Annotated in this window: 21 protein-coding genes and 3 tRNA genes; 13 read left to right on the top strand and 11 right to left on the bottom strand. The window is 61.8% G+C overall.

The genetic code is table 11. From position 1 onward, the window contains the following. Window positions 1–59: 59 nt before the first annotated feature. Both LMTR21_RS22495 and LMTR21_RS22490 read left to right on the top strand, forming a co-directional pair. Complete coding sequence (locus tag LMTR21_RS22495; RefSeq protein WP_246173967.1) at window positions 60–851, top strand: C13 family peptidase; 792 nt, start codon at window positions 60–62, stop codon at window positions 849–851. A gap of 155 nt (window positions 852–1,006) precedes the next feature. Continuing rightward, on the top strand, window positions 1,007–2,125 hold the full coding sequence (locus LMTR21_RS22490) for a TRAP transporter substrate-binding protein (protein ID WP_084030394.1): 1,119 nt from the start codon (window positions 1,007–1,009) through the stop codon (window positions 2,123–2,125). 41 nt (window positions 2,126–2,166) lie between these two features. Here the strand turns inward: LMTR21_RS22490 and LMTR21_RS22485 are convergent, their stop codons facing one another. Together LMTR21_RS22485 and LMTR21_RS22480 are read right to left on the bottom strand one after the other, a co-directional pair. After that, on the bottom strand, window positions 2,167–3,705 hold the full coding sequence (locus tag LMTR21_RS22485) for a TRAP transporter large permease (protein ID WP_065750643.1): 1,539 nt from the start codon (window positions 3,703–3,705) through the stop codon (window positions 2,167–2,169). Between the two features lie 2 nt (window positions 3,706–3,707). Next, a complete protein-coding gene (locus tag LMTR21_RS22480) occupies window positions 3,708–4,295 on the bottom strand; it encodes a TRAP transporter small permease subunit (RefSeq protein WP_084030395.1) in 588 nt (195 codons plus the stop codon). A 527-nt stretch (window positions 4,296–4,822) separates the two neighbouring features. Between LMTR21_RS22480 and LMTR21_RS22475 the strand changes: the two genes are divergently transcribed. After that, window positions 4,823–6,907, top strand: coding sequence for an NHL repeat-containing protein (locus LMTR21_RS22475; protein WP_065750645.1), 2,085 nt, complete (start codon window positions 4,823–4,825; stop codon window positions 6,905–6,907). A 245-nt stretch (window positions 6,908–7,152) separates the two neighbouring features. Here LMTR21_RS22475 and glnA read toward each other — a convergent pair whose 3' ends face one another. Further along, complete coding sequence (glnA, locus tag LMTR21_RS22470) at window positions 7,153–8,562, bottom strand: type I glutamate--ammonia ligase (RefSeq protein ID WP_065750731.1); 1,410 nt, start codon at window positions 8,560–8,562, stop codon at window positions 7,153–7,155. 150 nt (window positions 8,563–8,712) lie between these two features. Next, window positions 8,713–9,051, bottom strand: coding sequence for a P-II family nitrogen regulator (locus tag LMTR21_RS22465; RefSeq protein ID WP_027537227.1), 339 nt, complete (start codon window positions 9,049–9,051; stop codon window positions 8,713–8,715). 367 nt (window positions 9,052–9,418) lie between these two features. Between LMTR21_RS22465 and LMTR21_RS22460 the strand changes: the two genes are divergently transcribed. Continuing rightward, window positions 9,419–10,918, top strand: coding sequence for a bifunctional ADP-dependent NAD(P)H-hydrate dehydratase/NAD(P)H-hydrate epimerase (locus LMTR21_RS22460; RefSeq protein WP_065750646.1), 1,500 nt, complete (start codon window positions 9,419–9,421; stop codon window positions 10,916–10,918). 508 nt (window positions 10,919–11,426) lie between these two features. On the opposite strand, the gene LMTR21_RS22455 is transcribed toward LMTR21_RS22460, so the two are convergent. Both LMTR21_RS22455 and LMTR21_RS22450 read right to left on the bottom strand, forming a co-directional pair. Further along, window positions 11,427–12,512 carry an enolase C-terminal domain-like protein gene (locus LMTR21_RS22455; RefSeq protein WP_065750647.1) on the bottom strand — a complete coding sequence of 362 codons (1,086 nt, stop codon included), beginning with the start codon at window positions 12,510–12,512 and terminating at the stop codon, window positions 11,427–11,429. Window positions 12,513–12,522: 10 nt separating this feature from the next. Continuing rightward, a complete protein-coding gene (locus LMTR21_RS22450) occupies window positions 12,523–13,842 on the bottom strand; it encodes a multicopper oxidase family protein (protein ID WP_246173963.1) in 1,320 nt (439 codons plus the stop codon). Between the two features lie 136 nt (window positions 13,843–13,978). Here LMTR21_RS22450 and LMTR21_RS22445 point away from each other — a divergent pair. The 6 genes from LMTR21_RS22445 (at window position 13,979) to LMTR21_RS22420 (ending at window position 21,463) form a co-directional block, all read left to right on the top strand. Beyond that, window positions 13,979–14,063: transfer RNA gene (locus LMTR21_RS22445), tRNA-Leu, on the top strand. Between the two features lie 159 nt (window positions 14,064–14,222). Next, entirely contained in the window at window positions 14,223–15,581 is a 1,359-nt protein-coding gene (tig, locus tag LMTR21_RS22440; RefSeq protein ID WP_065750648.1) for a trigger factor, read from the top strand. A gap of 297 nt (window positions 15,582–15,878) precedes the next feature. Further along, complete coding sequence (locus LMTR21_RS22435; protein WP_065750649.1) at window positions 15,879–16,514, top strand: ATP-dependent Clp protease proteolytic subunit; 636 nt, start codon at window positions 15,879–15,881, stop codon at window positions 16,512–16,514. Between the two features lie 446 nt (window positions 16,515–16,960). Further along, window positions 16,961–18,235, top strand: coding sequence for an ATP-dependent Clp protease ATP-binding subunit ClpX (gene clpX, locus LMTR21_RS22430; protein WP_057840487.1), 1,275 nt, complete (start codon window positions 16,961–16,963; stop codon window positions 18,233–18,235). A gap of 311 nt (window positions 18,236–18,546) precedes the next feature. After that, window positions 18,547–20,973: an endopeptidase La gene (lon, locus tag LMTR21_RS22425; RefSeq protein WP_065750650.1), complete on the top strand. Its 2,427-nt coding sequence runs from the start codon at window positions 18,547–18,549 to the stop codon at window positions 20,971–20,973. 88 nt (window positions 20,974–21,061) lie between these two features. Then, window positions 21,062–21,463, top strand: coding sequence for a GFA family protein (locus LMTR21_RS22420; RefSeq protein ID WP_065750651.1), 402 nt, complete (start codon window positions 21,062–21,064; stop codon window positions 21,461–21,463). A gap of 2 nt (window positions 21,464–21,465) precedes the next feature. On the opposite strand, the gene LMTR21_RS22415 is transcribed toward LMTR21_RS22420, so the two are convergent. Then, window positions 21,466–22,020 (bottom strand): hypothetical protein, encoded by a 555-nt coding sequence (locus LMTR21_RS22415; protein ID WP_141688076.1) that lies wholly within the window; start codon window positions 22,018–22,020, stop codon window positions 21,466–21,468. A 61-nt stretch (window positions 22,021–22,081) separates the two neighbouring features. Here LMTR21_RS22415 and LMTR21_RS22410 point away from each other — a divergent pair. Continuing rightward, window positions 22,082–22,158, top strand: a tRNA-Val gene (locus LMTR21_RS22410). Window positions 22,159–22,461: 303 nt separating this feature from the next. Here LMTR21_RS22410 and LMTR21_RS22405 read toward each other — a convergent pair. Continuing rightward, entirely contained in the window at window positions 22,462–23,139 is a 678-nt protein-coding gene (locus LMTR21_RS22405) for a hypothetical protein (protein ID WP_084030396.1), read from the bottom strand. A gap of 243 nt (window positions 23,140–23,382) precedes the next feature. On the opposite strand from LMTR21_RS22405, the gene LMTR21_RS22400 reads away from it, so the two are divergent. Then, window positions 23,383–24,243, top strand: coding sequence for a class I SAM-dependent methyltransferase (locus LMTR21_RS22400; protein ID WP_065750653.1), 861 nt, complete (start codon window positions 23,383–23,385; stop codon window positions 24,241–24,243). Window positions 24,244–24,378: 135 nt separating this feature from the next. On the opposite strand, the gene pepT is transcribed toward LMTR21_RS22400, so the two are convergent. Together pepT and LMTR21_RS22390 are read right to left on the bottom strand one after the other, a co-directional pair. Further along, window positions 24,379–25,638 carry a peptidase T gene (gene pepT, locus LMTR21_RS22395; protein ID WP_065750654.1) on the bottom strand — a complete coding sequence of 420 codons (1,260 nt, stop codon included), beginning with the start codon at window positions 25,636–25,638 and terminating at the stop codon, window positions 24,379–24,381. A 105-nt stretch (window positions 25,639–25,743) separates the two neighbouring features. Continuing rightward, window positions 25,744–26,043 carry an HU family DNA-binding protein gene (locus LMTR21_RS22390; protein WP_057840491.1) on the bottom strand — a complete coding sequence of 100 codons (300 nt, stop codon included), beginning with the start codon at window positions 26,041–26,043 and terminating at the stop codon, window positions 25,744–25,746. Between the two features lie 322 nt (window positions 26,044–26,365). Here LMTR21_RS22390 and LMTR21_RS22385 point away from each other — a divergent pair. Further along, window positions 26,366–26,442: transfer RNA gene (locus tag LMTR21_RS22385), tRNA-Asp, on the top strand. Window positions 26,443–26,536: 94 nt separating this feature from the next. Here LMTR21_RS22385 and LMTR21_RS22380 read toward each other — a convergent pair. Further along, a complete protein-coding gene (locus LMTR21_RS22380) occupies window positions 26,537–26,731 on the bottom strand; it encodes a hypothetical protein (RefSeq protein ID WP_057840492.1) in 195 nt (64 codons plus the stop codon). Window positions 26,732–26,919: the final 188 nt, after the last annotated feature.

Raw genomic sequence — 26,919 nt, 5'->3', positions numbered from 1 at the left:
TTACAGGCGGTAGATTATGGATGCGCCAGTCGCGACTGGAACGCCCTTGAGAGAGGATGATGGCCGGTTGCGCCCTGGAGCAGGAGGCCGATTGTGGAGGTGAAGCCGTGTACCTACGCTGGATGAACCGTCTCAGCGCGCTGTTCGTCGCTTTTGTTGTGACCGTTGCGCCGTCGGTTTCGCCGGTGTACGCCGCGGGCCATGCGCGCAGGATGAGCGTGGTGTCCTTTGGCCTTTTCGGCGATCAGGGCGTGTTTAGACGCGAGGCGACCGGCGCAGCACAGATCGTAGCAGCCCGCTTCGGAGGCGACCCGATCCGCGTGCAATACAATTCGAGGAAAGGCGGAGCTGCAACGATTGAAGGCCTCGCCACGTCCCTGCAGGCGGCGGCCAATGGGATGGATGGCCAGAATGACATTCTGCTTTTGATCCTGACCTCGCATGGCTCTCGCGCAGGCCTCGCAGTCAAAGCGGGCCGGCTTGCGCAAACGCTCACTCCGTCCAATCTCGCCGACATGCTGGCGCGTACCGGCATGCGATACAAGGTGGTGATCATCTCGGCCTGCTATTCCGGGGTCTTTATTCCGCGTCTCGCGAATCCCAATACACTCGTCATCACGGCGGCCGATGCCGACCATCCGTCATTCGGCTGTCGGGACAAAGCCAAGTGGACCTATTTCGGAAATGCCTTTTTCAATGTCGCCCTCCGGAGGGCTGACACCCTGAAGGACGCTTTTGTTGTTGCGCGCGCGCTGGTCAGAAAGCGAGAACTGCGCGAGCGGTTCGAGCCGTCAAATCCCCTGATGTCAGGCGGCGAAAACGTACAGCCGTTGCTCATTGCGCGTCCCTGAGCGACCGGCCAACGAACTGTTGGAGCGCATTCACCAAGAATGTGCAGCCAAGCCACCCCATCTGCGATAGGATTGTTCGCCGGCAGAACGCCGACGGGCTCGCCGGCACACTGTTAGAGGGAGGTCGACACTTAAACGCGAGAGGGAGGTAGGCAATGAAAATCAGTTCGCTTACGGCGACGGCTCTGGCCGCTGCTGTCTCTGCCACATTGGCGCTCGCCGTCCCGGCGCACGCGCAGCAGGCTCGAACCCTAAAGGTCCAATCGGCAGTACCCCCGTCGTCCACGGCGCAGGATGCCTTGAAGTTCTTCGCTGACCGGGTGGACAAGTTGACGGCGGGCCAGCTCAAGATCGAGGCCCTGCCGGGCGGCGCGATCGTCCCGCCATTCGAAATTCTCGATGCAGCGCACAAGAAGGTTATCGACGGCGCCTGGGGCATCTCCTACTGGTGGTTCGGCAAGAACAAGGCTGCGACCCTGTTCGCCAATACCCCAGCCGGCATTGCCGGGATGGATCCTGTCGACTTCATTGGCTGGGTCTATGAGGGCGGGGGCCTCGATCTGTGGAACGAGTTCTACCAGAAGGAGCTCAAGCTCAACCTGGTCGCGTTCCCCAGCATGCCGCCGAGCCCGCAGGCGCTCGGCTGGTTCAAGCGTCCGATCAAGGACCTCAATGACTTCCGGGGCATGAAGTGCCGGCAGACGGGCATCGTTGCCGAACTCTACTCCAAGATGGGCATGGCCGTGGTCAACATGCCGGGCGGCGAGATCCTGCCGGCGGCCGAGCGCGGCACCATCGACTGTGCCGAGTGGGTCGGCGGCATCGAGGATCAGCGGCTGGGGCTGCATACTGTGTGGAAGTACCACTACACGCCCGGCATGCACGAGAGCGCGTCGGTGGCCGAGATCGCCTTCAACAAGGAAGTCTGGGACAGCCTGCCCGCCCAGAACAAGGAGGCCATCAAGTCGGCTGTTTCGGAGACGTTTCTGCGCTGGTGGGCGAGCTATCAGCGCCAGAACGCCGATGCGATTGCCGAATTTGCGGAGAAGCATGGCGTGAAGCTGCTGACCACGCCGCCCGAGGTGAACCAGGCTTTCCTCAAGACCTGGGATGAATTCGCAGCCGCCGAGTCGGCCAAGAATCCTTTCTTCAAGAAGGTCTACGACTCTCAGAAGGCCTATGCCGCCAAGGTGGTGCCGGCCAAGCGCTTCATGTTCCCGCCTTACGCGTTTCAGGCGGACCACTACTGGCCGGCGAAAGCAGCAGGGCAGTAATTGGTAAGCTGAGGGGCGGCCGCAAGCGCCGCCCCTTCTTGCTACCTCACCGCGTGCGGCAGCCACAGGGCGATCTGCGGCCACAGCAGCAGCAGGATGAGCGCGAGCACCTGAATCACCATGTAGTCGGCCATTCCCTTGTAGATCGTGGCGAGACTCCAGTTCGGCACGACGTTGCGCAGATAGTAGGCCGACATGGCAACGGGCGGACTGAGATACGCGGTCTGCATGTTGACCGCGGTGAGCGTGCCGAACCAGATCAGCAGGTCGAGCTTGCCGAGACCCAGCTGGAGCTTTTCGACCACCGGCAGGGCGATCGGCAGGAACACCAGGATGATCACGGGCCATTCGAACGGCCATCCCAGCACGAAGAAGATCGCCATGATGAGGGCGAGCTTCCACCAGTCGCCCAAGGGAACGGCGAGCAGGTAGTTGGTGATCAGATTGGCCGAGCCGAGCTTGGTGAAGACGGCGCCGAACACGGTTGAGGCCACTGCCAGGAACAGCACCATCGCGGAGGTCACCATCGTGCCGATGCCCGCATTGGTGAGCGACTGCACGCTGAGCCGGCCATAGACGAGCGCCAGGATGGTGGCGCCGAACGCTCCGCAGGAGGCGGCCTCGGTCGGCGTTGCCAGGCCGCCGACAATGGTGCCAAGCGTAAAGCCGATCAGGGCGCTGAGCGGTGCGATGCCCAGCACGACGGCGCGGAAATAGGCGTTGCGGACATAGGCCCACGCTGCCAGCAGCGCCGGCGCTAGTGCCGCAACGGACACGCTGATCCCGCCGATGATCGTCACCGGAAGAGTCGGCGCGCCTGTCGCCCCGAGCAGAAAGTAGACGAGCAGATAGACGATCGCCATGAGGCAGAGAAGCGCCAGGATCAGTACCGGCATTCCCACCTTCTCGGTGGTCATCTCCTTGTAGGCAGCTTCGCGCTCCTCCATCGTCATGGCCGGACCGAGCTTGGGGTTCAGGAAGCTCCGGGCCAACGTGTAGGCGATGTAGCAGCTGGCGAGCAGCAAGCCCGGGCCGAACGCGGCCGAGTACAGCAGGTTGACGGGAACGCCCATGACCGGGCCCATCACCACCAGCATAACGCTCGGCGGAACGAGAATTCCGAGCGTGCCGCCGGCAGCGATGGCGCCCGCGGACAGCCGGGCGTCGTAGCCAGTCTTGATCATCATCGGCGCGGCCATGATGCCGAGCACCGTGACGGCGGCGCCGACGATGCCTGTTGCCATGGCGAAGATCGTCGCCGTCAGGATCACCGCCAGATAGAGCGAGCCACGTACCGGTGCGAGCAGGCTGCGCATCGCGCCGAACAGGCGCTCCATCAGCCCGGCCTGTTCGGTCATGTAGCCCATGAAGATGAACAGCGGCACGGCCGGAAAGATCTCGTCCTTCATCGTGCCCCAGATCTGCAGGTAGCTCAGATTGAAGGTCTGCTCCCAGCCCAGTCCGAAGCCGCCGAAGATGATGGCGAGAAACAGCAGCGTGAAGGAGATCGGGAATCCGATGAAGATGACGGCGACCATGCAGACCAGCATGATGAGGCCAAGGAGCTCCGAATAGCCCATGTTCAGACCTCGATCTTCTCGTGCCTGGTCAGGAACTCACCGGTGCGCCAAGCCCACAGGCTCTTCATGAGCTCCGAGATGCCCTGCAGGGACAGCATGAAGGCTGTGAGCGGGATAACCCCGCGCAGTGGCCACAATATCGGCGTCCAGGCGCCGGAGCTCGAGCGCTCGTCGATCGAGATCGAGTAAAGGAAGTCATCGATCGAGATGTAGAACAGCACGGCCATCGTCGGCAGGAAGAACAGGATGAAGGCGAGGCTGTCGATCATGCCTTTGGTGCGGTCGGAGAAGCCTTCCCACAGCATGTCGGTGCGGACGTGCGCACCCTTCAGAAGCGCCAGCGCCGATCCCAGCATGAAGAGCGCCGCATACGACATGGTCGTTACGTCGAGCGCCCAGACGGTGGGACTCTTCAGGAAGTAGCGGGCGAAGACCTCGAAGACGTTGGCGAGCACCAGGGGGATGATGAAGAGCACGAAGAGGTGACCGGTCCACTCCGTGAACTTGTCGATGATGCGGATAACGGCCAGATAGCCCCGCGGAGGCGTCGGCCTTGGCGGAGAGGAGACGCTGGTCATTGCAGTGGCCATCAGCTGACCCTCAGAGGCAGCGCTGTCGTGGACCCCGAGAAAAATTCGCCGCACCGTCCAGTGCGACCGATCAGTCCCCGTCGAGCGGTCGGATGGAATGTTACTTTAGCGGCGATCTCGGCGCCAGCGGGTGGGTAGGCGTCACAGCCGCCCCCAAGGCGCATTTGCGCCATTGCGCTGCGGTGCAGGAACTGTGTCGCTTTAGGAGTAAGGCGGACATCAAATGCCAGGCAAAGACCAAAGGTCCGGTCGCGTTTTACCGATAGCGGACCGCAGCGGACTAGCGGGTGTCTCCCTGGTCCTGAGACAGTCGGGGTCCATCATGACTTCCGACTTTGAAAGATCATCCGGATGACCAACCTCAACGCGAGGCGGTTGAGCACCGTCCTGCGCAACCGTCCATATTCGGAGAACTCTTGCCGCTAGACGAAATTGGCATCCATCCAAGCCTTGACCTATCTCAAAGGAGTCGTCGTTCTGCGCTTGGACAATGCAAGATAGAATTGCAATTGTGCGAGGAGACGACGATGCGCCTGCCATTTCTTGCCTTCGCCTTTGTCGCACAGGGTTTTGGGCAGGTCGCCTCAGCCCAGCAACTTGTTGGCAACGTCAACGGCGGCGGTGGCCCCATCGCAAAATCGACAGTCACGCTATGGGCTGCGGGTGAGGCAGCGCCCATCAAGCTGTCGGAAGCAAGCACAGGTGACGACGGCGCCTTTCGCTTTCAGTTCGACACCCAGAGGGCTGGCGGCGGCGTGCTTTACCTGACTGCCAGGGGTGGGGAGCCCAAGATCGGCGGCTCCCGGGGAGCGAACCCGGCCATCGCACTGATGGCAACGTTGGGCACCACTGCGCCGAAAGAAGTGACCATCAACGAACTCACGACCGTGGCATCGGTATGGACGGGCGCGCAGTTCCTGAAAGGTGAAGCGCTTAGCGGTCATGCGCTCGGATTGAAGATCGCCTCGGGCAATGTGCCCAACCTGGTAGACCTCACGACTGGCGGATTGGGTCCTGTGATCCAGGATCCATTAAACAGCACGCAGACAACCTCTCTGGCTGTGTTGAACACCATTGGTGACTTGCTGGCAGGCTGTATCACTCGCGTGCAGACGGACGCCTGTGAAAGGTTGTTTGAGGCTTCCACACCGCCAGGAGGGCCCGCTCCGACCGACACGTTGACCGCGGCCGGGGCCATCGCCCTGCATCCTTGGAATCAGCCCGCGAAACTGTTTGCGTTGTTGGATCATTTCTATCCGGCACGGCAGGGGCCAGGCTCCCGCGCCGCCCCGTTCCGGCCCTACCTTCTGTTCGCTCCCGGCACATGGACTATCGCACTGCGTTACGCAGGGGGTGGTTTGAACGGCCTCGGCGGCATCGGTATCGACGGCGATGGCAATGCCTGGGCAGCAAACAATCAGATGGCAGGCTCGCAATCGACCATGTTCGGCGGGATCGGCGGCACGCTCTCCGAGCTCGCTCCGAATGGCCGCCCCATCTCGCCGATGACCACGGGCTATACCGGAGGCGGCGTGGACTTTCCGGGCTGGGGTCTCACCATCGCAGGCGACGGCAAGGTGTGGGTGACAAGCATCGAAGGCAAGACGATTTCGGTGTTTGATAAGACTGGAAAGCCGCTGTCCCCATCCACCGGTTACAACTTGAATGGGCAGCTCGGTGGAATGCAGGGCATCAATACGACCCCCGATGGGGATGTCTGGGCGCTGGATTCAAGCAAGAGCCAGATCGTCCACTTGCCGAAGGGCGATCCGGCTCAGGCGCGCATCCTGTGTCGTACCGTTGACGACAAGCCTGTCGATGGCACGTGCCAGGTGAAGGGACCTTTCCACGTCGCGTTCGACCTGCAAGGCCGAGTCCTAGTCTCCAACGCCAACTCCAACACGGTAACACGCTTCCCGGCGAATGATCCCGGCAAAGCCGAGCAATTGAAAGTCGGTTACAGTCCCCATGCCATCGCTATCGATAGCCAGGGCAATGCATGGGTCGCAAATACATTGGGCGAGCCAAGCATCAGGGAAAAGCTGGATTTGCTTCGGGCCAAGATGCGGAGCGCATTGGAAAGCAGACTGGTCCCGGGAGGCGGCGGTGACGAGACGGTGGAAAAGTTCATCGCTCTGGTCCGCATCATAGAGGAATTTCCCGGCGGCAGCGTCAGCATGATACGCCCGGACGGCACCCAGGCGCCCGGCTCGCCGTTTGACGGTGGAGCGAGCATCAGCGGGCCCTGGGGCATTACGATTGACGGCAATGACCACGTATGGGTTGCGAACGGTTTCGGCAAAACACTTACCGAGCTTTGCGGCGTGCGCACCGAGACATGCCCTCCTGGCTTCAAGACGGGCGACCCAATCTCTCCACCCAAAACCGGCTACGCGGGGAAAGGGATGCAGTTTCTGACTGGAGTCGTTGTCGATCCGGCCGGGAATGTGTGGGCCGCCAATAATATCGATCTTATGGATGAGGTTTGTCTGACGAAGACCCCTGACGAAACCCTTTCAACGCGCTGTGGCGGCAACGCCTTCGTAGTATTCTTCGGGTTGGCGAAACCCGTGAGGACACCGGTGGTCGGCAGCCAAGTACGACGCTGGTAAACGGCGATGTAGGAGGCGGCTGATCAGCTTGTGGCCGATCGCGTCTTTTCGCTGCTGCGCAGCTATTGTGTCGCTTCAGGAGCAAAGTGGATATCAACTTCGGTGCGCCACTACCGATTTCTTGAGTACACGAACCAGGCGGCCGAGTCGCCGAGGCTTCTCTTGCAAAAAAAAGGCGCCCCAAACGGAGCGCCTTTCGCATTTTTTCGTACCTGTGACACAGGCGGCGCAAACGCCGCGCGAGATCACAGCGAATAGTACATGTCGAACTCGACCGGGTGCGGGGTCATCTCGAAGCGCTCGACTTCGGTCATCTTCAGCTCGATGAAGCTGTCGATGAAATCGTCGTCGAACACGCCGCCGTTCTTCAGGAACGCGCGATCCTTGTCGAGATTTTCCAGCGCCTCGCGGAGCGAGCCGCAGACGGTCGGGATCTGCTTCAGCTCTTCCTTCGGCAGGTCGTAGAGATCCTTGTCCATCGCCGGGCCCGGATCGATCTTGTTCTTGATGCCGTCGAGACCGGCCATCAGCATCGCGGCGAAGCCGAGATAGGGGTTGGCCATCGGGTCGGGGAAGCGGACCTCGACGCGCTTGGCCTTCGGGTTCGCCGTATAGGGAATGCGGCAGGAGGCCGAGCGGTTGCGCGCGGAGTAGGCGAGCAGCACGGGAGCTTCATAGCCCGGGACCAGGCGCTTGTAGGAGTTGGTCGACGGGTTGGTGAAGGCGTTGATCGCCTTGGCGTGCCTGATGATGCCGCCGATGTAGTGGAGGCAGGTCTCTGACAGGTCGGCATACTTGTTGCCGGCGAACACCGGCTTGCCGCCCTTCCAGATCGACTGGTGGCAGTGCATGCCGGAGCCGTTGTCGCCATAGACCGGCTTCGGCATGAAGGTGGCGGTCTTGCCGTAGATGTGCGCGACCTGGTGGATGCAGTATTTGTAGATTTGCATCTGGTCGGCCATCAGCGTCATGGTGTCGAACTTCATGCCGAGCTCGTGCTGGGCGGAAGCCACTTCGTGGTGATGCTTCTCGACCTTGACGCCCATCTTGGCCATCGCTCCGAGCATTTCCGAGCGCATGTCCTGCACCGAATCCTGCGGCGGGACCGGGAAATAGCCGCCCTTGGTGCGGATGCGGTGACCGAGGTTGCCGCCCTCATATTCGGTGTCCGAATTGGTCGGCAGTTCCGACGAATCCAGCTTGAAGCCGGTGTTGTAGGGGGTGGTCTGGAAGCGAACGTCGTCGAATACGAAGAACTCGGCTTCGGGGCCGAAGAACACGGTGTCGCCGACGCCCATCGACTTCACCATCGCCTCGGCCTTCTTGGCCATGCCGCGCGGATCGCGGTTGTAGGGCTCGCCGGTGGTCGGCTCGAGCACGTCGCAGATGATGACCATGGTGGTCTCGGCGAAGAACGGGTCGATCGTCGCAGTGACGGGGTCGGGCATCAGGCACATGTCGGATTCGTTGATCGCCTTCCAGCCGGCGATCGAGGAGCCGTCGAACATCTGACCTTCGGCGAACGTATCCTCTTCGATCATGCTGACGTCGAAGGTGACGTGCTGCCACTTGCCGCGCGGATCGGTGAAGCGCAGGTCGACGTATTTGACGTCGTTGTCCTTGATCGATTTCAGGACGTCTTTGGCGGTCTTCATGAATACCCCTTTTGGCTGCGGGACGGTTTCCAGGAATTTGAGCGACACGAGACTTCGCAGGCGATCGGTGGAGCTATCGCGAACGAAATCAGGCCGCCGGAGCAGCCCTTTTCTTGGTTTTTAGTCGCAAAATTCGGGATAGCACCCGGCTCAGATAGCGTCCAGCCCGGATTCTCCGGTTCTGATCCGGATCGCTTCCTCGATGTTCGAGACGAAGATTTTGCCGTCGCCGATGCGACCCGTTTGGGCAGCGCGGCGGATCGCGTCGATCGCCTTCTCGACCAGCTCATCCGAAATCACGATCTCGATTTTCACCTTGGGCAGGAAGTCGACGATGTATTCCGCACCGCGATAGAGTTCGGCGTGTCCCTTCTGCCGGCCGAAGCCCTTGGCCTCGGTGACGGTGATACCCTGCAGTCCGACTTCCTGAAGCGCCTCTTTCACCTCGTCGAGCTTGAAAGGCTTAATGATGGCTTCAATCTTCTTCACAGAGCGCCTCCCGGCATTTCCAAATTGCAGATAGTTTCGATGTCGCGCGAGGCGGCCCGTCTGGTTTGATCCTTGCATCCGGCAACGCCGGAGTGCCCATGATTTGTCGCCGACTGCGACGATCCTGAGCTTGGTATCCTGACCGGCTTCCTCAAAAGCAGGGTCTATGCCAAGTTGTTAATGCGGCTGATTTCGGAATGTTATCAGACTATTAACAGGCAAATGGAAGAGGTTGCGCCGGACGCTGTATGATAGCGAAGCTTACAAAATAGGCAAACCGATCAATTCGTATGCAGATGGGGCGAAACGCGCCGCGGGGCGTTGCGGGATATGCCTCCAGAAAAGGCTGACGGATCGAGGATTCGGCATGGAAGTTCTGACCACCACGGAAATGGAGCGTGCGGACCGGCTGACGATCGCCGCCGGCACGCCCGGCTTCGCGCTGATGATGAGCGCAGGCCAAGCCGTGGCCGAGGCCGCCATGGATCTGGTCGAGGAGGGGCCGATCGTGGTGGTCGCCGGCCGCGGCAACAATGGCGGCGACGGTTTTGTCGCGGCGGCCGAACTCGCCGCGCGCGGCCGTGACGTCTCCGTCATCCTCTTGTGCGAGCGCGACAGCCTGCAGGGCGACGCCGCACTCGCTGCACGCGGTTGGAAGTATCCGGTGCTGCCGTTCAACCCGCAGGCGATCGGCAAGCCGGCGCTGATCATCGACGCGCTGTTCGGCGCCGGGCTCAACCGTCCCGTCAAGGGCGAACCGCTTGATGTGATCGAGGCGATCAACGCCAACGGCGCGCCGGTGCTCGCCGTCGACCTGCCGAGCGGCATCAACGGCACGAACGGTGCGGTGATGGGGGCTGCGATCAATGCCGTCGAAACCGTGACCTTCTTCCGCCGCAAGCCGGCGCATCTGTTGATGCCCGGGCGCAAGCATTGCGGCCGTGTCCGCGTCGCCGATATCGGCATCGATGCGCGCGTGCTCGAGGAGATTCGGCCGCGGACGTTTGAGAACGTTCCTGCGACCTGGCAGAAATCCTTCCCCGTGCTCGATATCGACGGCCACAAATATGCCCGCGGCCACGCGATCGTGCTCTCGGGCGAACTGGCGTCGACCGGCGCGGCGCGGCTCGCGGCCCGCGGTGCGCTGCGGGCAGGGGCGGGGCTCGTTACGGTGGCCTCGCCGCGCGATGCGCTGGCGGTGAATGCCGCGGCGCTGACCGCGGTGATGGTTCGCGCGGTCGACAACGTCGTCCAGTTTGCCGAACTGCTCGAGGACAGGCGGCTCAATGCCATTGTGATCGGGCCGGGCGCCGGCGTCGGCACGCGCACGCGCGATCTCGTCCACACCGCGCTGTCGGCGAAACGCGGCCTTGTCCTCGACGCCGACGCGCTGACCAGTTTTGCCGAGGCGCCTGAGCGGCTGTTTGAGCAGATCAAGGCGAGCCACGATCCGCAGGTCGTGCTGACCCCGCACGAAGGCGAGTTTCCGCGCCTGTTCAGCGACATCAGTAACAAGCATCCCGGCCGCTCCAAGCTGGAGCGGGTGCGCGACGCCGCCGAGCGTTGTGGGGCCGTGGTGCTGTTGAAGGGGCCGGACACGGTCGTTGCCTCACCCGACGGCCGCGCCATCATCGCCTCCAACGCGCCGCCCTGGCTCGCCACCGCAGGTGCGGGCGACGTACTGGCGGGGATGATCGCAGGCATGCTGGCGCAAGGCGTGCCGGCCTTCGAGGCCGCCAGCATCGGCGTCTGGATGCACGGCGAGGCCGCGAGCGAAGCGGGGCCGGGGCTGATTGCGGAAGACCTGCCGGAAGTGCTGCCCGCGGTGTTCCGAAGGCTCTATGACGAGTTCGGGATTGAGTATTAGTAAAGGGGCGCATCATGACGCTCGATTCATGTCTACGCGCGCTCAGCCTAGATCTGCGCGGCACGCGTGCGACGGATGGCGACATAGATTTCTTGAAATCTCAATTGCCCACCAGTTTGACACCTGACTGGCTCATGGCCCTCTTAAGAGGGCACCCGCTGGCGGGCGTTGGTTTCAGCTTGAACGAGGAGCACGACGAGTCCGGGGTCGGAGCATCGGTTCGCTGGCTAACGCCGGAACAGATTGTGTCCGAGAGTGTCGAATGTCAGCCCGGGACGTCAGTGCTACCCTACGGGTTTCTCCCAATAGGAGGGTGTGCGGAGGGATCCGGAGATCCATATTTTCTGGATCTCAGAAAATCTTCTGACGATCCGCCGCTTGCAAGAGTTCCTCACGATTACGCGAGTTCGAGTCCCTATCCATTCGAGAAAATTGAAATTGTAACTTCGAGCATGTCCGAGTTCTTTCGGAATTCCAGTCTCGACTAAAGGAGCGCGTTCGACCTATCCTACGCGACCAGGTATTTCGCCACCGCCCCCTCGTTCCATTCCAGCCCAAGCCCCGGCCCGCGCGCGGTCACCGTGCCATCGACGATCTCGGCCGGCTTGGCGAGGATGACACTGGCAAAATCCAGAAATTCGAGCCAGTGCGCGGTCGGTGTCACCGCCAGCATGTGGGCGCTGGCTTCGGCGAACAGGTGGCTCGACATCGGGATGTTGGCGGCTTCGGCTTGCGCTGCCACCTGCAGCCAGCCGGTGACGCCGCCGCATTTCATCAGGTCCGGCATGATGAAGTCGCTGGCCCCTAGCTCGATCGCCTCGGCAAAGCCGCGCGGAAACCACCAGTTCTCGCCGGCCTGAATCGGCGTCGGCGAGGTCTCGCGCACCTTGGCATGGCCGGACAGGTTTTCCTGCGGCACCGGTTCTTCGATCCAGTGCAGATCGTAAGGCGCGAGGCGGGCGATGCGGCGTGTGGCTTCCGCGGGATCGAGCGACTGGTTGAAGTCGATCATCAGCGCGACGTCGGGGCCGATGAGGGCGCGCACGCCCTTGACCACGCGCTCGTCATTGGCGGCGTCGCCGTCGCCGCCCTTGATCTTGATGCCGCGAAAACCCTGTTCGAGCGACTGGCGCAACGCGCGTTCGTCGGCGGCCGGATCGACGACGCCATAGCTGTCATAGACCTTGATGGGTTTTGCCGAGCCGCCAAGCAGCTCGGCCACCGGCCGACTGGCGATCTGGCCGAGTGCGTCCCAATAGGCCATGTCGAGGCCTGATACCGCCATGCCGACCAGGCCCTGCCAGCCGAGCAGGCGGAATTTGGCGTCCATCGCCTTCATCAGGTCGTAGGGTGCGATCGGCTTGCCCACGAGTTCGCGGCCGATCTCCTCGATCAGGTGAACCAGCGGCTTCAGCATCATCCTGGTGTAGGCGAAGATGTAGGCGCGGCCGGTAACGCCCTGATCGGTCTCCACATCGATCAGGACCAGCGGTCCAACATCGATCACGCCGAAGGCGTTCTTCACCGGACGCTTGAGCGGCACGACGAGCGCTCTCGCCTTGACGCTGCGGATGGCAGGAACTGGTTTGCTCATGGCGTGCTCCTCACTCGACAGCGTACCACCGCACCAGCCGCGGCGCCGCCCAATCGGTGGCGACGGATTCGATCAGGTAGCGACCGGCATGTTCGGCCAAGAATGCGATTCGCTGGGTCTGTCCGGGCTCGATCGCCAGCGTATCCAGCCAGAACGGCTTCCAGCCATCGTCGAGCTTGTCGAGCAGGCGAAAATGATGGCCGTGGAGATGGAAGACGGTAGCGATCGCGGCGCGGTTGGTCAGCGCCAGCACGACGGTGCGGCCACGCTTGGCGCGGAAGGCGGGTGGGGCATTTGCGTTGAACTTGGTCGGCGCCACCCATTCGCCTTGGGAATCGCCAAGCGCCAGATCGACCCGGGTCGCGCCCTTGAGCTCGATCCGCTCGGGCAGGTCGTTGGAGGGCAGCGGCGGGGCGGGCGGCAGCGGAGCGGGGCGGATGGGGGGATCACCGGAGACGACCAGCCCGCCGACCCGACGGGCTTCCTTGCCGTCGTGCAGGAGGATCGCAGCGGTAGTCCCTTCCGGGGCGATCAAATCGACGAAGACATCCGCGCGCCCGCCGGGCGCCAGGACCAAGGCTCCGTTGCGGGCCTGGAACGGCTCGGATGGCTGGCTGTCGATGGCCATCACCTTGACGTCGACCCCTTCCAATTTGATAGCAATAACAGAGCGTTGAGAGCCATTGATGAGGCGGAGCCTGACCCGGTCATGTCGTCGGGCTGAGAGATCGAACGAAGCCTTGCCGTTAATCGTATGGATTCTCATTGCATCCGCAGGATCGCTCCCGGGGGAGGCGCCCGTTCCGTCCGGCCGGATGCGCCAATCCTCGATCAAGAACATCTCGTCCCGATCGACCGCCACCGCCTCGCTTTCTTGGACCACCAGCGCGTATGAGCGCGATGGCCGCTGCCCGTCGCTGAGGAGCTCGAGGTCGCAGTGAAAGGTGCCTGCATGGCGCAGAGGCATCAGCTTGGTCACCTTGGACAATCCCGCCGGTAGCGGCTCGACGTCCGGAGCACCATCGACACCGCGCCAATTGGGCTTCGCCAGAGGGCTAACGCCGGTGATGCCTTTCCAGCCGACTTCGACAATATCGCCGCGCTTGAACTTCAGATCCGGCTCTCCCAGCCCCCAGACGGGAGTTGCGGGAGCTCCTGGCCGCAGTTGCAAGCTCTCGGCCTTACCCTCCAACTGCAGCACGGGGCGGCCTGCCTGGGCGAAACCTGTAGAGGGCCATGCCGTGGCCAGTCCAGCCGCCCCCAGCCCGGCCATCAAGTCGCGTCTGCTCAGGAGGAATTTGGGGCTTGTCATCGGACCGATGCGGGCCATTTCTGATGTATCCATAGTAGCTGTGACGCCTTGCCCCGGCGGTGTCAAAAAGGGCCATTTTTTTGCTGCGGAGGTGTAGGCTCATGTTATAAGCCCGCCGCCCGCGGCATCGCGGCCGGGTATGGATGCTTTTCACGCGGGCGTGGCGGAACTGGTAGACGCGCTGGATTTAGGTTCCAGTGACGAAAGTTGTGGGGGTTCGAGTCCCTCCGCCCGCACCAAGCGCTCTATCCAAGCGTTTGCATGACGATACTGGAGGACCTTCCCGCCGGGGAGCGAAGGTCCGCCGAACCACCGGCGCAGGCTGAAAGGCCACGCCTCTGACATTTGAACACTGCCGGGCCGCTCTGGCCCGGCGCAAGCGGAAGAAGATTGACACCATGCAGGTCACCGAAACCCTCGCCGAGGGATTGAAGCACGAGTTCAAGGTCAGCGTTCCCGCATCGGATCTCGATGCCAAGGCGGACGCCAAGCTGGTCGATCTGAAGGACAAGGTGCGCCTCAATGGATTCCGTCCCGGAAAGGTGCCGGTGGCCCACCTGAAGAAGGTGTATGGCCGCTCGGTCATGGCCGAGACCATCGACCAGACCATCCGTGACAGCAACACGCAGATCTTCACCGAGCGTGGTTTCCGTCTCGCGACCGAGCCGAAGATCACCATGCCGACCGAGACCAAAGAGGTCGAGGAGCTGCTCGCCGGCAAGACCGATCTGACCTACACGGTTGCGATCGAGGTGGTGCCGACGATCCAGCTCGCCGATTTCAAGACCTTCTCGGTGGAGAAGCCGGTGGTCGAAGTCACCGATGCCGAGGTCGATGAGGCGATCAAGCGCATTGCCGACAGCAACCGTCCCTATGCCGCGAAGGTCGACGGCGCCAAGGCCGAGAACGGCGATCGCGTCACCATCAGCTTCAAGGGCTCTATCAACGGCGAACTGTTCGACGGCGGCACCGGCGAGGGCATCCCGGTCGTGATCGGCGCAGGCCAGTTCATTCCGGGCTTCGAGGAACAGCTCGTCGGCATCGGCGCAGGTGAAACCCGCACGCTGAAAGTATCGTTCCCGAAGAACTATGCCAGCGAGAAGCTCGCCGGCCAGCCCGCCGAGTTCGAGACCACGGCAACCCTGATCGAAGCCCCCGGTGAGACCAAGATCGACGACGAATTCGCAAAGTCGCTCGGCCTGGAATCGCTCGACAAGCTAAAGGAGGCCGCGCGCGAGCGTCTGGTCGCCGAGTTCGCCGGCGCGACGCGCCAGCGCGTCAAGCGCGCGCTGCTCGATCGTCTCGACGACAGCCACAAATTCGAGGCGCCGCCGTCGCTGATCGAGGAAGAGTTCAACCTGATGTGGAACTCGATCAAGGCCGAGATGGAATCCTCCGGCAAGACCTTTGCCGACGAGGACACCACCGAGGATGCGGCCAAGGAAGAGTACAAGAAGATCGCCGACCGTCGCGTTCGGCTCGGCCTCGTGCTCTCGGAGATCGGCGAGAAGAACAAGATCACCGTAACCGACGATGAAGTCAGCCGCGCCGTGATCGAGCGGGCGCGTTCGATGCCCGGCCGCGAGAAGGAAGTCTGGGACTACTATCGCAACAATGCCAATGCGCTGGCCCAGCTTCGTGCGCCGATTTATGAAGACAAGGTGGTCGATTTCATCCTCGAACTCGCCAACGTGACCGAGAAAAAGGTCTCGCGCGAGGACCTGTTCAAGGACGAAGACGAGAAGAGCGCAGCCTGATCGATTTGATCAGGCTGACATTAATGATGAACGGCGAAAGCGGAGTGGCGGCGGCATCCGTCGCTATGAGATCGCCTGCGAATCAGCTTGAACTCGTTCCATTCGGCTCGCAATTGCCCGGCCTTGTGGCCGGGAAATTGGCTCATATCTGTGAACGGCTCGCTGACGCGAGTTGTGAGTTGAAGTCCTGCATCACGGGACGTTCGTCCGCGCGCGACAATCATGCCGATTGGCCTGCCGTGCCGATGGATGTACGGCCCCGCCGATCCAACCCTCTACGAACCCTTGGGGTACCCAATGCGCGATCCCGTTGAAACCTACATGAACCTCGTTCCGATGGTGGTCGAGCAGACCAACCGCGGCGAACGCGCCTACGACATTTTCTCGCGGCTTCTGAAAGAGCGCATCATCTTCGTCACCGGTCCGGTCGAAGACGGCATGTCGACGCTGACCGTCGCGCAGCTCCTGTTCCTCGAAGCGGAAAATCCGAAGAAGGAAATCTCGATGTACATCAACTCGCCCGGCGGCGTGGTGACATCGGGGCTTGCGATCTACGACACCATGCAATTCATCCGTCCGCCGGTATCGACGCTGTGCACCGGGCAGGCGGCCTCGATGGGCTCGCTGCTGCTCGCGGCCGGCGCAAAGGACATGCGCTTCTCGCTGCCGAATTCGCGGATCATGGTGCATCAGCCGTCCGGCGGCTTCCAGGGCCAGGCCACCGACATCATGCTGCACGCGCAGGAGATCTTGAATCTCAAGAAGCGCCTCAACGAAATCTACGTGAAGCACACCGGCCAGACCTACAAGGCGATCGAGGATGCGCTGGAGCGCGACAAATTCCTGACCGCCGACATGGCCCGCGACTTCGGCATCGTCGACAAGGTAATCGACACGCGTCCCGAAGAGGCGACGCCGACGAAAATCGGGTAAGGGGAAAACCCCGTAAGGTAACGGGTACCGACACCCCTTGTTGACCTTAACGGTTGGTAGAATCGGCAAATATGGCCGAAAGCCGCGCGCCTGTGCGCCGCACAGGCCGAAAGTTCCGCTTTCGTGCCGGTTTTACGGCGTGGCACAAGCGCAACGCTCGGTCGATTTTGTCAACTTCTCCCCGTGCGAATGCCACAAATCACGGTATTGTCACGGGTAGCCATTCCGGCCCCGATTAGCGAATTCTTGATAGTCGGGTGTCAGCATGGTTGGCTGTGTGAACTGGGTTAAGATCGCGGGGGATTCTAGAGCCGTGATTCGCAGCACGGTGCGTAATTGAGTTAGGGTCTTTTCTGGTACGGAATTTGCTCTATCTACCTTCAGGTCCGGTGACGTGCCGGAGTGGGTCGATCGGGTAACGGATCGAACGGCGGACGGAGACAGGAATGAGTAAGGTTGGCACGAGCGACTCCAAGAACACGCTGTATTGCTCGTTCTGTGGAAAGAGCCAGCACGAAGTCCGCAAACTCATCGCGGGCCCAACTGTATTCATCTGCGACGAGTGCGTCGAACTCTGCATGGACATCATCCGTGAGGAGAACAAGTCCTCGCTGGTGAAGTCGCGCGACGGGATTCCGACGCCGAAGGAAATCTGCAAGGTGCTGGACGATTACGTGATCGGCCAGAGCCATGCCAAGAAGGTGCTCTCGGTTGCCGTTCACAACCACTACAAGCGCCTCAATCACCAGACCAAGCACAACGACGTCGAACTGGCGAAGTCGAACATCCTCCTGATCGGTCCGACCGGTTCGGGCAAGACGCTGCTGGCGCAGACGCTGGCGCGCATTCTCGACGTGCCGTTCACGATGGCGGATGCGACGACGCTGACCGAAGCCGGCTATGTCGGCGAAGACGTCGAGAACATCATCCTGAAGCTGTTGCAGTCGGCCGACTACAATGTCGAGCGCGCGCAGCGCGGCATCGTCTATATCGACGAAATCGACAAGATCAGCCGCAAGTCGGACAACCCGTCGATCACCCGCGACGTGTCGGGCGAGGGCGTGCAGCAGGCGCTGTTGAAGATCATGGAAGGTACCGTTGCCTCCGTGCCTCCGCAGGGCGGCCGCAAGCATCCGCAGCAGGAGTTCCTGCAGGTCGACACCACCAACATCCTGTTCATCTGCGGCGGCGCCTTCTCAGGTCTTGAGAAGATCATCTCCGCGCGCGGTCGTTCGACTTCGATCGGCTTCGCCGCCCAGGTGCTGGCGCCCGAAGACCGCCGCACCGGCGAAATCTTCCGCCACGTCGAGCCGGAAGACCTCCTGAAATACGGCCTGATCCCGGAATTCGTCGGCCGCTTGCCGGTGGTCGCGACGCTCGAGGATCTCGACGAGAACTCGCTGAAGAAGATCCTGGTCGAACCGAAAAACGCGCTGGTGAAACAATACCAGCGGCTGTTCGAGATGGAGAACATCGAGCTCACCTTCGCCGACGAGGCGCTTGGCGCGGTCGCCCGCAAGGCGATCGAACGCAAGACCGGTGCGCGCGGACTGCGTTCCATCCTGGAGGCCATCCTGCTCGAGACCATGTTCGATCTGCCGGGTCTGGAAGGCGTCGAAGAGGTCGTGATCTCGCGCGAAGTGGTCGAAGGCACCGCCCGTCCGCTCTACATCTACGCGGATCGTTCGGACCGGGCCGTCGAAAGCAGCGCCAGCGCCTGATCGCGCTCGCCATACCTCGCTTGGACTACCCCGATAAGGACGGCTGCCGGACGTGCCGGCGGCCGCTGTTGCGTCAGCGTTTTGTGCGCGTTTAGCCCCAATTTGTGGGCATTTTTCCGTGACTTGACACCCCCATAGCCGATAGCCACCTAATGCGAATGGTGGCGGAAATCACGTTCGAGATTCGTCGCAAATTCATCCGGTGAGAGGGCAGCGAAAGCGGCCAGGCGACCCGGAACTCCCGGCACCTTGTGGCGGTTGCGCAAGCGATGCGGACTGCGTGCAAGGGGGCAAAACAAAAGGATAAGGCCATGACGACCCCAAAAACCCGGCCAACCATCGTTCTCGGCGAAAGCCACTCGTATCCGGTGCTGCCACTCCGCGACATCGTCGTTTTTCCGCACATGATCGTGCCGCTGTTCGTCGGCCGCGAGAAGTCGATCCGCGCCCTCGAAGAGGTCATGAAGAACGACGCGCTGATCCTGCTGGCGACGCAGAAGAACGCGTCCGACGATGATCCGAGCCCGGAATCGATCTATGAGGTCGGTACGCTTGCCAGCGTGCTGCAGCTCCTGAAACTGCCCGACGGCACCGTGAAGGTGCTGGTCGAGGGTCTCGAGCGCGCGCGCGTGCAGAAATATTCCGACCGCACTGAATATTATGAAGCGACCGCGATCGCGCTCGCCGACACCGACGCCAACTCGGTTGAAGCCGAGGCGCTGGCGCGCTCGGTCGTGTCCGACTTCGAAAGCTATGTGAAGCTGAACAAGAAGATCTCCGCCGAAGTCGTCGGCGTGGTTCAGGCGATAACCGACTTCGCCAAGCTGAGCGATCAGGTTGCGCAGCATCTTGCCGTCAAGATCGCCGATCGCCAGGGCATCCTGGAGACGTTGTCTGTCACGCAGCGCCTGGAGAAGGTGCTGGGCCTGATGGAGAGCGAAATCTCGGTGCTGCAGGTCGAGAAGCGCATCCGCTCGCGCGTCAAGCGCCAGATGGAGAAGACTCAGCGCGAGTATTACCTGAACGAGCAGATGAAGGCGATCCAGAAGGAACTCGGCGACGACGAAGGTCGCGACGAGCTTGCCGATCTGGAAGAGAAGATTGCCAAGACCAAGCTTTCCAAGGAAGCGCGGGAGAAGGCGCAGCACGAATTGAAGAAGCTGCGCCAGATGTCGCCGATGTCCGCGGAAGCGACCGTCGTGCGCAACTATCTCGACTGGCTGCTGTCGATCCCGTGGAACAAGAAGTCCAAGGTCAAGAAGGACCTCGAGCAGGCGCAGGCCGTGTTGGACTCCGATCACTACGGGCTCGAGAAGGTCAAGGACCGCATCGTCGAGTATCTCGCCGTGCAGTCGCGCGCCAACAAGCTGACCGGACCGATCCTGTGCCTGGTCGGACCTCCCGGCGTCGGCAAGACCTCGCTCGGCAAGTCGATCGCCAAGGCGACGGGCCGCGAATTCGTGCGCGTCTCGCTCGGCGGCGTGCGCGATGAAGCCGAAATCCGCGGTCACCGCCGCACCTATATCGGCTCGATGCCCGGCAAGATCATCCAGTCGATGCGCAAGGCGAAGACCTCGAATCCGCTGTTCCTGCTGGACGAGATCGACAAGATGGGCGCCGATTTCCGCGGCGATCCGTCGTCGGCGCTGCTTGAGGTTCTGGACCCCGAGCAGAATTCGACCTTCAACGACCACTACCTGGAGGTCGACTACGATCTGTCGAACGTCATGTTCATCACGACCGCGAATACGCTGAATATTCCCGGCCCGCTGATGGACCGCATGGAGATCATCCGGATCGCCGGCTACACCGAGAATGAGAAGGTCGAGATCGCGCGCAAGCACCTGATCCCGAACGCCATCTCCAAGCATGGCCTCGATTCAAAGGAATGGTCGATCGACGACGATGCCTTGCTGCTGATGATCCGCCGCTACACCCGCGAAGCGGGCGTGCGTAACCTGGAGCGTGAGCTCTCCACACTCGCCCGCAAGGCGGTGAAGGAGCTGATGATCTCCAAAAAGAAGTCGGTCAAGGTCACCGAGAAGACTCTGGAAGACTTCCTCGGCGTGCCGAAGTACCGCTTCGGCGAGATCGAGAGCGAGCCGCAGGTCGGTATCGTCACCGGACTTGCCTGGACCGATGTCGGCGGCGAACTGCTGACCATCGAAGGCGTCATGATGCCCGGCAAGGGCAAGATGACGGTCACGGGCAATCTGCGCGACGTGATGAAGGAGTCGATCTCGGCGGCGGCATCCTACGTCCGCTCGCGGGCGATCAACTACGGCGTCGAGCCGCCACTGTTCGACAAGCGCGACATCCACGTCCACGTGCCGGAGGGTGCAACCCCGAAGGACGGACCGTCGGCGGGCGTCGCGATGGCCACCGCGATCATCTCGGTCATGACCGGCATTCCGGTCCGCCACGATGTCGCGATGACCGGCGAAATCACGCTGCGCGGCCGCGTGCTGCCGATCGGTGGTCTGAAGGAGAAGCTGCTGGCGGCCGCTCGTGGCGGCATCAAGACGGTGCTGATCCCCGAGGACAACGCCAAGGATCTCACGGAGATTTCCGATGCGATCAAGGGCGGCATGGACATCATCCCGGTCGCAAGGCTGGATGAGGTGGTCGCCAAGGCGCTGGTCCGCACGCCCACGCCGATCGTGTGGGAAGAGGACGCCAAGGTGGTTGCCAAGCCCGATGCCGGCGAGGAAGCCGGCGGCGGCCTGACCGCCCACTAAGCCGATCCGTCACGATATGATAAAACGGCGCCTTCGGGCGCCGTTTTTGTTTGTGCGGAGCGGATCTGGGCAAGCGGAGTCGAAGGCAATGCAAATCGACGGGCAATGCCATTGTGGGCGGGTGACCTATCATGCCGAGATCGACCCGAACAAGGTCTCGATCTGTCACTGCACCGATTGCCAAAACCTGACGGGCTCGCCGTACCGGGTCACCGTGCTCTGTTCGGCCGAGCAGATCCGGATGACGGGCGCGCCGGCAAAGATCTATCCGAAGAGGGGCGACAACGGCCGGACGCGCTTTCAGCACTTCTGCAGCGAATGCGGCTCGCCGCTGTTCACCAGCGGCGAGGGCGGTCCTGACGACTGGGGCATCCGCTGGGGCAGTATCCGCCAGCGAGGCGAACTCAGGCCGGCGCGGCAAATCTGGTGCCGCTCGGCTGCGCCCTGGATCAACGATATCGCGGGATTGCCGGGGCGCGAGACCGACTAGACTCAGTCCATGGCGCGTGACACGCGCCGCATCAGTGACGGGTTGACGGTGGTCAGAACGACGTGAAAGCCCTCGGTCGCGCCGCCGATCGGCCAGACCGCCATGAGGATCGTCGCATCGCCAAGATATTGGTGAGGTCGGTAATAGGCCCTGAGGCCGGTTGGCGGCAGCAGGCGGCTTTCAGGCATTACCGGGTTGTCCGCGAGCACGCCGGTGCGGCCCCAGCCGCGCTGGTCCAGCAACCGGTCGAAATGGGCGTACGCGTCCTCGACGGACGTCCATCCTTGCGTGTGCGGATAGGCCGTTCCGACCCGCCGGTGAACATAGAAGGTACCCGGCGAATCCGCATAGGTAATTTGAGAATAATGCTGCTCCCACCAGAACGCGCCGCCGCCCTTGTGCTTGACGATGGGAACGTCGAGTTCGATGTACCCCGGCTTGAACCACCAGAACGCAACGGCGGCGATGGCAATGGCCAGCAGGCCGTTGCGCAGAAAAGGTTTCATGATCTCGCCGTATGGCAGGTATTTCGCGGCAATTGGCCGGTTTCGGGCCATTTGTCGTCGCCGGCCTCGCTTGCGTTCACACCACGCGGCACTGTAGATAGGAGCGGCTCAAGGGCGGCTAGCTCAGCTGGTTAGAGCATCTCGTTTACACCGAGAGGGTCGGGAGTTCGAATCTCTCGCCGCCTACCAGCCTTCGCCCTGCGGGCTACGGCTCGGCAAGCCAGCCTTCGCGGCGGTGGCGCCACAAATGCACCGCAGGGCGAAGGCTATCGCGCCGAAGCTCGGAGAGCGAAGGCGGACTGTTTCTGAACATCCAAACCGATAAGACGGAACGCGCGCTTCGGCGCGACGTTCACCGCATGGCAGTGCAGGTGCGGTTCTTCGCCAGGCCAGCAAAAAACCGGCGCTCATGTTTCGCCGGTTAACTGCGTCTGGACGTTTCCACAAGAACCAGGCGCGGGACCAAGGCCCCGCGCCTCGCTCTCTGGTTCTTTAGCCTTGAGGGGCTGGCGTGGTAGCCGGGGGACTCAGCGGGGCTCCTCCGAGCGAAACAGGTCCCACTGGTTTAGACTGCTGAACCATCTTTTTGCGCACTACCCGCGACATTCGGTTTTGAGCGCGCCTTGTCGAGATGGAGGAAGTGACTTCCGGGCTTATTGCATTCTGCAGCGAGTCGACCTTCGCAATGAGCGTGGAGATCTTGGCAGAGATCTTCTTCACGTCTTCATGCTCATCCGCTATCTGAGAAGATATTTTCTTCACAATGACCTGCTCATCCACGACGCTCTGTCGCAAGGAAGCAAGCGAAATCGAATCCTGCTGAAGCAGGGCTGCATTTTGCTGCAACAAGGAATTATTCTCTTGCAGCGAGGCAACGTGTTGCTGCTGGGCCGACTGAATATCCTTCAATGTGGCGACCGTCGGATCCTGCATTGGATCGGAAGCTTTCGGGTGCGGAAGCAGTTCGGCCCAACGACTGATATCCGGCAAGCTGCTGATATTCTGCAGATCAAGATCAGGCGCCAGTGTATGAACGGCCGCAGCGGTGTTTATTCCAAGAGCGAGGATCGCCAGCGCCACAACCGACTTCCGGCTCTTTTGCTTGATCGGTGTCATGGCTTCGGGTTGTTCGGTTTGGCCCTGTGTTTCCGTTGTGTTGGTCACGTGCATCAACCTCAAAAGAGTGAAACAAAAAAGGAGCCGTCGCTGGATCGTCCCATGCGAGGGCTCCTTTACGCGACAACCAACTAGAACTGCTGAGACTATAGGCTGACGAGATTAATTCCGCGTTACGGCCCACGCGTCTGACGTGAGTTGCAAGCTGCTGCCGCTTGCAATGCCTGTGGGGGCGTTCTTGTCCGGAAGGATCTTTGATCATATGATTTTGTCGAGATTTTCCTCCCGGGAGCACGAATGGATAACCTGAAAACGCACGATCAAAACGCGGATCAAGTCGCCTACTGGAACGGCCCCGCCGGACAGCGCTGGGCGGATCGGCAGGCGGCGCAGGATGTGCTGCTCAAGCCGGTGGCCGATCTTGTTGCGGATCGGGCGCAGCTGAAGCCGGGCGAACGCGTGATCGACGTCGGCTGCGGCAGCGGTGCGACCGCGATTGCGTTCGCGCAAAAGGTCGCGCCGTCGGGTCATGTGTTCGGCATCGACATATCGGGTCCGATGCTGGAGCGGGCGCGGCAGAGCGCGCCGAAGGACCTGCCGATCGATTTCGCGCTGGCCGATGCCACCGTCTATCCGTTCGATCCCGAAAGCTTCGATGTGCTGGCCTCGCGGTTCGGCGTGATGTTCTTCGCCGATCCGGCGCTGTCGTTTGCCAACATGCGAAAGGCGCTGAAGCCGTCGGGCCGGCTGGCGTTCGCGTGCTGGCGCGAGCCGCGCGAAAATCCGTTCTTCATGGCGCCGCTGATGGCCGCCTATAAGCACGTGCCGAAGCTGCCGCAGATTGGGCCGGAAGATCCCGGGCCGTTTGCGTTCGCCTCCGAGACGCGGGTTCGCCGAATCCTCGGCGAGGCTGGTTTTACAGGCGTCGAGATGGAAGCATGCCCGCTATTGCTGGACGCTGCGATCGGCCGCGGCCTCGACGGCGCGGTGCAGGGGGCGCTGGAGATTGGTCCGGTAAGCCGGGCGCTGGAGGGGCAGCCGGAAGAACTTCGCGTCGCCGCCGCTGCTTCCATTCGTGAAGCGCTGACGCCCTTTGCGAAGGGCGATGCGGTGCTGCTGCCGGCGTCGGTGTGGATCGTAACGGCGCGAGCGTCGTAGGGCGAATGAGCGCACTCATGGCGCCACATCGTCATTGCGAGGAGCGAAGCGACGAAGCAATCCATGCTTCCGCGTGCGCTGACAGATGGATTGCTTCGCTGCGCTCGCAATGACGGGGAGAGAGCGGAGCGACGATTACTTGGCCCGCTCTTCCCAGATCATCGCCAGATGCACGATGGTCTCGGCTGCCTTCTCCATGTCCTGGCGGCTCACCCATTCCAGCCGCGAGTGGAAGGCGTGTTCGCCGGCAAAGATGTTGGGGCAGGGCAGGCCCATGAAGGACAGTCGCGAGCCGTCGGTGCCGCCGCGGATCGAGCTGCGCACCGGATTTAGCCCGGCGCGTTTGATGGCCTCGATGGCGTAGTCGACGGTCTCCGGGTGGCGGTCGATCACCTGCTTCATGTTGCGGTATTGCTGCTTGACCTCCATCCGGTAAGTCGAGCGCGGATAGGCCTTCATCACGTCCTTGACGATGCCTTCGAGCAGGGCCTCCTTTTCCCTCAAGCCCTGATCGGTGAAATCGCGGACGATGAAGCCGATGGTGGCTTTCTCCAACTGCCCGGATATGCCGATCGGATGTAAAAAGCCTTCCTTGCCTTCAGTCGTTTCCGGCGAGCAGGTGTCCTTGGGCAGGCGGTCGATGATGGCGGCGGCGATCTTCATCGCGTGCTCCATTTTGCCCTTGGCAAAGCCTGGATGGGTCGAGACGCCCTCGATGGTGATGGTGGCGCCGTCGGCCGAAAAAGTTTCGTCCTCGATATTCCCGGCGTTTTCGCCATCCATCGTATAGGCGAAGTCGGCCCCGAGCTTTTTCAGGTCGACCTTGTCGACGCCGCGGCCGATCTCTTCATCCGGCGTGAACAGGATCTTGATGGTGCCGTGCTTGACGTGCGGATTCTCGATCAGGAAGCGCGCCGCATCCATGATCTCGGCGAGGCCGGCCTTGTTGTCGGCGCCCAACAAGGTGGTGCCGTCTGACGTGATGATGTCATGGCCGACCTGGTCGGCGAGCGCGGGATGGTCGGCGGTACGGATCACTTGCGTGGGATCGGCCGGCAGCACGATGTCGCCGCCGCGGTAACCCTTTACGATCTGCGGCTTGACGTTGGCGCCGGTGCAGTCCGGCGACGTGTCCATGTGCGAGCAGAAGCAGATCACCGGGACCTTCTTGTCGGTATTGGCCGGGATCGTCGCGTAGACATAGCCGTGCTCGTCGAGATGGGCATCCCTAAGCCCCAGCGCCTGCAGTTCCGACGCCAGCAGGCGGCCCAGATTCTTCTGCTTCTCGGTGGACGGGCAGGTTGGCGAAGTCGGATCGGACTGGGTGTCGATCACGACATAGCGCAGGAAGCGTTCGGTGACATCGTGGGTGAAGGTGAGGGGCGTGGGCAGCATGACGATCCCAGAAAGATGAGCAGGGAGAGCGCTCTATAACAGAAAAGCGCCGTTCCGGGTCCCCGCCGGAATGGCGCTTCTGGTCAGATCGGAGGGTGCGTCAGATCAGACGGCTTCCTTGAGTTCCTTGGCGGCGCGGAACGCGACCTTCTTGCTGGCCTTGATCTGGATCGGCTCGCCGGTGGCGGGGTTGCGCCCGGTGCGGGCGGCGCGCTTGCGGACCTGGAGGATGCCGAGCCCAACGATACGGATACGCTCGCCCTTCTTCAGGTGCTTTGTAATCTTGCCGACCATGTCGGTCAGGATCGCCTCGGCGGCCTTTTTCGACAGGTCATGTTCCTCGGCGAGCGCCGCCGCCAGATGCTTGAGTGTGATGGTGGCTGGAGACGCCGCTTTTTTTGCCATATATGGCCCTCCTCGATAGTTGAACGGCTTGAGCGTGGTTGAATGCCGGTCCGCGCCGAAAAAAATGCAGTGTGCGTGGTGACCTGTAACCCCGGGATTCCGCACGATCAGTGCGGGAAGGTTTCAGGAAACCCGGACGTCACTGGCCTTAGACGATTCGGCAGATCGCTGCCTATGCCGTTTTGCCCGGAAACAGGCGGCAATTTGCATCGAAATCGCGGAAACCCCTGTCTCACGCAGCTATTCGCAACGTCCTTGACTAAGCGGGAGCGGGCCTTTATGCCCTCGGTTCTGCGCGGATCAGGATCTGATTACGGCATCCGCGGGAGTAGCTCAGTTGGTTAGAGCGCCGCCCTGTCACGGCGGAGGCCGCGGGTTCGAGTCCCGTCTCTCGCGCCATTTTTCAATGGCTTGATGCTGGTCTCCTAAGACCGCTGCAAACAAAAAGGCCGCCCGAAGGCGGCCATTTTTATTCCAGTAACATCGATACCGCTTAACGGACCGTCGAGGTGCTCGAGCTGGTGACAACCACCGGCTTGCCGGCCTTCACGACCTGGGCGGTCTGGCTGTAATCCGCGCCGGTCCGGGCGGAAATGCCAAACGCCGCAACCGCGATGCCTGCGACCAAGGCGACGACCACGATCTTCAAATGGGTGGCGCGATCTGCCGAGTGAAATGAGTGGTTCATCTAATGCCTCCCGGACGCCTTTGGCATCCTGTGTTGGCGAGAGAAGTACGCCGCGTGTGTTTCAGGATCGTTTCGCGGTTTCGGCAAAATGGTTTCATTCAGCCGATTTTTCGCCGATTTTCTGCCAGATCATCCGTGATGTAGATCACATACAGGTCATGCCGGCGGCATCGATGCGCGCGCAGCGG

Origin of the sequence: Bradyrhizobium paxllaeri (assembly GCF_001693515.2) — a bacterium.
GTDB lineage: Bacteria > Pseudomonadota > Alphaproteobacteria > Rhizobiales > Xanthobacteraceae > Bradyrhizobium > Bradyrhizobium paxllaeri.
This window is presented reverse-complemented; position numbering and strand designations above follow the sequence as displayed.